General features: G+C 28.6%; 5 protein-coding genes. All 5 read left to right on the top strand.

What is annotated here, in order from left to right; translation table 11 throughout:
- Nucleotides 1-284 precede the first annotated feature (284 nt).
- Nucleotides 285-1,643: a GntP family permease gene (locus ACI3VO_RS03255; RefSeq protein WP_439756544.1), complete on the top strand. Its 1,359-nt coding sequence runs from the start codon at nt 285-287 to the stop codon at nt 1,641-1,643.
- A 60-nt stretch (nt 1,644-1,703) separates the two neighbouring features.
- A complete protein-coding gene (locus ACI3VO_RS03250) occupies nt 1,704-3,128 on the top strand; it encodes a four-carbon acid sugar kinase family protein (protein ID WP_439756543.1) in 1,425 nt (474 codons plus the stop codon).
- Between the two features lie 234 nt (nt 3,129-3,362).
- Nucleotides 3,363-4,778 carry an SLC13 family permease gene (locus ACI3VO_RS03245; RefSeq protein WP_439756542.1) on the top strand — a complete coding sequence of 472 codons (1,416 nt, stop codon included), beginning with the start codon at nt 3,363-3,365 and terminating at the stop codon, nt 4,776-4,778.
- A gap of 382 nt (nt 4,779-5,160) precedes the next feature.
- A complete protein-coding gene (locus ACI3VO_RS03240; RefSeq protein WP_439756541.1) occupies nt 5,161-5,790 on the top strand; it encodes a helix-turn-helix transcriptional regulator in 630 nt (209 codons plus the stop codon).
- A 15-nt stretch (nt 5,791-5,805) separates the two neighbouring features.
- Nucleotides 5,806-6,269 (top strand): kinase/pyrophosphorylase (locus ACI3VO_RS03235; protein ID WP_439756540.1); only part of this gene is annotated, 464 nt, incomplete at its 3' end.

The following is a 6,269-nucleotide window of genomic DNA, read 5'->3' as shown; positions in this document are numbered from 1 at the left end:
TGATATAGATGTGCCATTACCACTTACTAGTCAATTATTTGAAATACTTCAAGCGTTAAAAGTATCAGGACATATGAATGACGACCACAGTGGTATAGTTCAATATTTTGAAAAATTAGCTGGTATTAAAGTAAGCGATAAATAATAAAAATATAGACAGACAATGAAAATTAAGAGGAAAATTATATTTCTCTAAAATCTATGGAGAAATATAATTTCCTCAAAAAAATATAAAAAATAAAGGAAAGCAAATAAATAACTTATAGGAAATTTAGGAGGAAAAAATGATAACAGGTTATGGATTATTAATAGTTTTCGCAATATCTATATTAATATTGCTAGTTTCAATAATTAAATTTAAATTAAACCCTTTTATAGCACTATTATTAACATCAATTTTAACAGGATTTTTAGTACGTATGCCAATAGGTGATATATCTTCAACTATATCATCAGGATTTGGTAATACTTTAGGTTCAATAGGTATAGTAATTGGTTTAGGAATTGTATTTGGTAATGTATTGTCAGAATCAAAGGCGACACAATCTATAGCAAATGGATTACTTAGTAAAACAGGGAACAAAAACGCAGCAATAGCAGTTACAACAGCAGGATTTTTGATTTCAATACCAGTTTATATGGATGCAGCATTCGTTATAATGATGCCAATAGTAAAATACATAGCAGATAAAACTAAAAAATCATTAATGATATTTATATGTGCACTAGGTGTTGGGACAATAGTAGGACATGCAATGGTTATACCTACACCAGGACCATTATCAGTAGCAGCTAATATGAATGCAGATGTCGGAGCATTTATATTCTATTCTATATTATGTGCATTTCCAGCTATATTAGTCGGTGGTTGGCTATATGGAAAACGATTTAATAAGGCAGAAGCATTCAAAATGGATAAATCAGAAGCTGAAGTAGCAGCTACAGCAACAGAAAGCGACGAAAATATGCCATCATTTGGTTTATCAATGTTTACTTTATTATTTCCAATATGCATAATTTTATTATCAAATGTAATAAAAGCAGTATTACCTGCAGATTCAATGATAGTATCAGTAGCATCATTTTTAGGAGATAAAAACATAGCTTTATTAATAGGTTCAGTGGTAGCGTTTGCTTTACTTCACAGCTACTTTGAAAAAAGCTTTTCAGAGGTTGTTATTGAAGCAGCAGATTCAGCTGGTTTAATACTTTTAATAACAGGTGCAGGTGGAGCATTTGGTAGTGTTATAAATGCAAGTGGAATAGGAGATTTCTTAGTTGCTACAATGTCTGATTTAAGTATACCTGCAGTAGTACTTGGATTTGTATTAAGCGCTTTATTAAGAGTATCTCAAGGATCAACTACAGTAGCATTAGTTACAACATCTTCAATATTAGGACCTGCAATAGCTGCAACAAGTGCTTCTCCAGTATTAGTAGGTCTTGCAATTTGTGCAGGTGGTGTAGGATTATCACTTCCAAATGATTCAGGCTTCTGGGTATTATCTAGATTTGGTGGTATCTCAGTTAAAGACACATTGAATTCATGGACAATAGGTGGAACACTTGCTGGATTTTCAGCATTTGCAGTAGTTCTTATATTAAACGTATTAAATAGTGTAATAGGACTACCTGGACTATAAAATATAAAATTAGTATAGGTTTTTAAAATTAAAAATTTATTTAGTGTGAGGTAAAAAATTATGAAAACAGAATCAATAAGTGCAGATATATTAAATAGCTTTAAGAGCATAGACGAAACATATGTAGATGAACTATTAAATAAAGAAATAGAAAACAGCAATAAAAAAATAGTAGTTTTAGATGATGATCCAACAGGAGTACAAACTGTTCACGATGTATCAGTTTATACAGATTGGACAGAAGAAAGTATAAGAAATGGATTTGAAGAAGATAATAAATTATTTTATATACTTACAAATTCTCGTGGATTTACTACAGAACAAACAATCAAAGCTCATACAGAAATTGCAAATACTGTAGCAAAGGTAGGAGCTGATTTAAATAAAGAGTACATAATAATGAGTAGAAGTGATTCAACTTTAAGAGGTCATTATCCACTAGAAACTAAATTATTAAAGGATATTGAAGGAGAACACGGTAAAAAAATCGACGGTGAAATATTATGTCCGTTCTTTAAAGAAGGTGGAAGATTTACAATAAACAACATCCACTATGTAAAATACGACAATACTCTAGTGCCAGCAGGAGAAACTGAATTTGCAAAGGACAAAACATTTGGATACACTTCATCTGATATGTGTGAATACATAGAAGAAAAAACTAACGGAGAATACAAAAAAGAAGATGTAACTTGTATATCATTAGATGATATTAGAAGCTTAAATTTCGATAAAATAGAAAAACAATTACTAGATGTAAATAATTTTAATAAAATAGTAGTAAATGCAGTTGATTACTGCGACATAAAAGTATTCTGTGTAGCCTTATACAGAGCTATGGCAAAAGGAAAAACTTATATGTTTAGAACAGCTGCAGCGATAGTAAAGGTAATTGGAGGAATAACAGATCAGCCTCTACTTACAAAGGAAAAAATGATAGTTAAAGACAATAAAAATGGAGGAATTGTCGTAATAGGATCTCATACTAAAAAGACAACTTCTCAATTAGAATCATTAAAAGAAGTAGAAGGAATAGAATTTATAGAATTTGATTCTGATTTAGTTTTAGATGAAGCTAAATTTGAAGAAGAAATAAAAAGAGTAGTTTCTCTAAGTGAAAAATATATATCAGAAGGAACAACTGTAGTTACTTATACAAAGAGAAAATTATTAGTAGTAGAAAATGACAGCAAGGAAGATGCTTTAGTACGTTCGGTAAAAATATCAGATGCAGTACAATCTTTAGTTGGCAGACTTACTGTTGAACCAAGCTTTGTTATAGCTAAAGGAGGAATAACATCAAGTGATGTAGGAACAAAAGCGCTAGCAGTTAAAAAAGCTAATGTTATGGGACAAATAAAACCAGGAATACCGGTATGGCAAACTGGAGAAGAAAGTAAATTCCCTAAAACACCATATGTTATATTCCCAGGTAATGTAGGAGAAATAACTACATTAAAAGAAGCAGTAGAAATATTAATGTAGTATAAAAATCTAAAAAATATATAAAAGCCCCAAATTTGTTTTATAGTATTAAAAAAAATTTAAACAAAGAAGGGGCTTTTTTCATAGTACATATAAAATAATAAAAGTATACAGTATACTTTAGCAAGAATATTGAAAAATTTCAAAAGATAATATATATTAAATATAGTTGTAAATACAATAAAAATATATAAAAAAGTTGTAAATACATTAAAAATGGAGGATGTTTGGTAGATGATAGCTCAGATTTTAGCGGTTTTAATATTTTTAGCGATGTTTGTTTTAATAGTTGTAGATAAAATAGAGAGGCATATTGTTACGGTTGTCTGTGGATTTTTAGTAATTGTAGTTGTTTTTGGACTTTCTATGAATAGTTTAGAGGCAATTAAAGATATATTAAATATTCAGAGTATTTTTAAAATTGAGTTTTGGCACTCTTTAGGAAAAGCAGAAGAATCTAGTATGGGAATAAACTGGTCTACTATTATATTTATAGCAGGTATGATGGTAATGGTAGAAGGTATGGGAGAAGTTGGATTTTTCAGATGGCTTTGCTTAAATATTGCTAAAATGGTAAATTATAAAGTTATACCAATTTTAATTACTTTTATGATTATGTCTGGATTTTTAGCAATGTTTATAGATAGTATTACAGTAATTTTATTTTTAGTAGCTGTTACAATTGAGCTTGCTAATTTATTGAAATTTAATCCTGTACCGATTATAATTTCAGAGATATTTTGTGCAAATTTAGGAGGTTCAGCTACTATGTGCGGAGATCCACCTAATATTATAATAGGTACATCTTTAGGATATACATTTGGAGATTTTATTACAAACACAGGGATAATAGCTCTTATATCTATGGTGGTTATAATTTTTTATTTCTATATGTGTTTTAGAAATCAGCTTAAAGGCTGTGGTGTAGACCAAATTGAACGAGAAGAATATAATTTACAAGCAGTTAATTCTGAATATTATGCAGTAGAGTATGAAGATGCATCATATTATCCAAATCCAAAAGATGCAATTACAGATAAGAAAGGCTTTGTAATAAGCGCTATTATATTTGGAATTGCAGTTTTATTATTAATTACACATGCACAGACAGGATTTACAGTAGCATTTATTGGATTATTTGTAGCAATTTTAACATTGATTGCATCTGGAAAAAAAGCATTTAATTTGATTAAAAAAGTCGACTATAAAACAATATTATTTTTTATTGGATTATTTGTAGTAGTTGGAGGATTAGAAAAAACAGGTATATTAGAGATGATAGCTGGATTTATAGGAAAAGTAAGTGGAGGAAACATAAAATTAATGATAGCTATTATTATATGGGTATCTGGGATAGCAAGTGCTTTTGTAGATAATATACCTTTTGCAGCGACTATGATTCCAGTTATTAAAACACTTGCCATATCTCAAGGAGTACCTTTGTCAACTTTGGCGTGGACATTATCTATGGGGACTGATATAGGAGGAAGTGCTACACCTATAGGTGCTTCTGCCAATGTTGTTGGAATATCAGTTTCTGAAAAAGAAGGTTATTCAATTGGATGGAAAGATTATTGTAAGTATTCTTTCCCAGCTACAATAATAGTATTAACTATATCTATGGTGTATATATTTATTAAGTATCTGTAATATGCTATATTATTGTAATAAATATGTGTATTAAAAAATAATATATTTTACATTAATTTAAATATTAAAAACTTGTAAAGAGATATTAAAATAGAATGATTTCTATATTTATATCTCTTTTTTTCATAAAAAATAACATAAATATGTAACTATATATTGAATTTTTATAAAAATTTATATAACATAAAGATATAAATAATACTAAAAAATGGGATTGAAAAAGTAATAATGTTTAATAATTAGCACAATTATATGTAGTATTTATATAAAAAATAAAAATATGTCACACTAAATAAAAAAAAGTGTTTACAGAATAGCACATATAATTATATAATATACTATATAAGAAAAAAACATAAAAAGTATAGCATATTGAAAGAAGGTGATTATCATTCAACTTAATCAAAGACAACAAAGAATAATAGAAATCGTAAAAGAAAATCAACCTATAACTAGTGAAAATATAGCGGCTGCGTTAAATGTTACGAGAGCTACATTGAGATCTGATTTAGCTATATTGACAATGACAGGAATATTAGATGCAAGACCTAAAGTTGGATATTTTTATACAGGTATTAGTCAAATAAATCTATTGGGAAATGACATAAAAGAAAAGAAAGTTGAAGATATAATGGGTATGCCTGTAGTAGTAAAAAAAGATGTTAGTTTATACGATGTAATAGTAGAAATGTTTTTATCTGATGTTGGAAGTATATTTATTATAGATGATGAAGAAAATTTATGTGGTGTAGTATCTAGAAAGGATTTATTAAAAGCCACAATTGGCGGGTTTGATATAAATAAAATGCCAATAGGAATGATTATGACGAGAACTCCTAATGTTGTAACTGTAAAAAAACAAGACAGTATAATATTAGCAGCTAGAAAGATTATTGAACATGAAGTAGATTCTATCCCAGTTGTAGAAGTAGATGATAATAAAACAAAGGTATTAGGAAGAATTTCGAAGACAAATATAACAAAATTATTCTTAGAGATAGCTGGAGATTAAGGAGGATTACTTTATATGGAGAGTTTAATTATTTATGCAGTTTCAGATTCAATAGGAGAAACAGCCCAACAGGTTTCAAGGGCTGCAGTATCACAATTTGGTTTAACTGAAGATGAATATTATATAAGAAGATTTGCTTTTGTAAGAACTGAAGAAAATTTACTAGATATATTAAATAGTGCAAAGGAAAATAATGCATTATTTGTATATACATTAGTAGATCCTAAATTAGCTAAAATGGCAAGGGATTTCTGCGATGAAAATGGACTTTTAAAAATAGATTTAATGACAGATATATTAAATATATTAATTGAAAAAACTGGTAAACAACCATTAGGAGAAGCTGGAAGGATAAGAAAAATGGATGAAAGCTACTTCAGAAGAATAGCGGCAATTGAATTTGCAGTTAAATACGATGATGGTAAAGATCCAGGAAAAGGTATCAAAGAAGCTGAATTAGTTTTACTTGGTATATCTAG

It is taken from the genome of Intestinibacter sp. (genome assembly GCF_051866655.1).
Taxonomy (GTDB): Bacteria; Bacillota; Clostridia; order Peptostreptococcales; family Peptostreptococcaceae; genus Intestinibacter.
This window is presented reverse-complemented; position numbering and strand designations above follow the sequence as displayed.

Bases quoted from the DNA above. Each gene is read 5' to 3' on its own strand.
- ACI3VO_RS03250 (WP_439756543.1), top strand. From the start codon at position 1,704: ATGAAAACAGAATCAATAAGTGCAGATATATTAAATAGCTTTAAGAGC.
- ACI3VO_RS03245 (WP_439756542.1), top strand. From the start codon at position 3,363: ATGATAGCTCAGATTTTAGCGGTTTTAATATTTTTAGCGATGTTTGTT.
- ACI3VO_RS03255 (WP_439756544.1), top strand. From the start codon at position 285: ATGATAACAGGTTATGGATTATTAATAGTTTTCGCAATATCTATATTA.